The sequence below is a fragment of the Cyanobacteriota bacterium genome, from assembly GCA_025054735.1.
In the GTDB taxonomy this organism is placed as follows: domain Bacteria; phylum Cyanobacteriota; class Cyanobacteriia; order SKYG9; family SKYG9; genus SKYG9.
Window position 1 is genome coordinate 1 of the sequence record JANWZG010000691.1, and the last position, 892, is coordinate 892.

The 892-nt window shown below is 54.3% G+C and carries 1 protein-coding gene; it reads right to left on the reverse strand.

Annotated elements, in window-relative coordinates:
• Positions 1-268: 268 nt before the first annotated feature.
• Positions 269-892: pyruvate formate-lyase-activating protein (gene pflA / locus NZ772_19410; GenBank protein MCS6815725.1), on the reverse strand; the 624-nt coding region annotated here is incomplete at its 5' end.

The following is an 892-nucleotide window of genomic DNA, read 5'->3' on the forward strand; positions in this document are numbered from 1 at the left end:
TTTAACTCTTGTTCGTTGGTTACTCGCATGGTCTGTTCCTCCTGATACCAAATCCCAATACGCGCTACACCCTCCCGGTTGATTCAGTAGCCAAGCCACTTGCATTGGTCAGCGTGAACACTAATAACAGAGCTAGGCCCTGTGACCCAAGGGGTAACAAGCATAGATGCCTTAGCAATAACCGTTGCGTCTAGGTATAAATTCCCTCCTACCTCCAGGCTACAAAGCGCCAAAGGATTTCCCCCAAAACTTCAGCTTCTTCTCAGGATCAAGGCGTGAACAACCCGCGTGCGCGAAAAACGGCCTTGGTCGCCTCTACTAGCTCGGGACTGGGTTCCGGCGTATCTTTGAGCAAGTATTCCAGGCCCAACTGTTCCCACTTGTATTCCCCCATCTTATGAAAGGGCAACACTTCCACCCGCTCCACATTGCCCAACGTCGCCACAAAATCCGCCAGGCCCTCGATGTTGTGGGGCGGGTCGGTCAATCCCGGCACTAATACAAACCGAATCCAGGTGGGCTTGTGAATCTGGTCTAAATAGCGCGCCATTGCTAGGGTTGGCTCTAGGGACACATGGGTAACGCGCTGGTAGATGTCTGGGTCAAAGGATTTAATATCTAGCAGCACCAGGTCCGTGTGTTCCAGCACCGGTTGGGCAACGGCAATCGGGCAGTAGCCGGACGTATCTAGCGCTGTGTGCAGCCCCAGTTGCGTATGACACCCCTGAAAAATTGCCGCCGTAAATTCCGGTTGCATCAGGGGTTCGCCGCCGCTGACCGTGACGCCACCTCCTTTGCTCAAATAAGACCGGTACTTGGCAATTTCGGCGATGACTTCTCCCGCCGTCACCTCTCGCCCGCTGTAGAAATCCCGGCAATCGGGGTTGTGGCA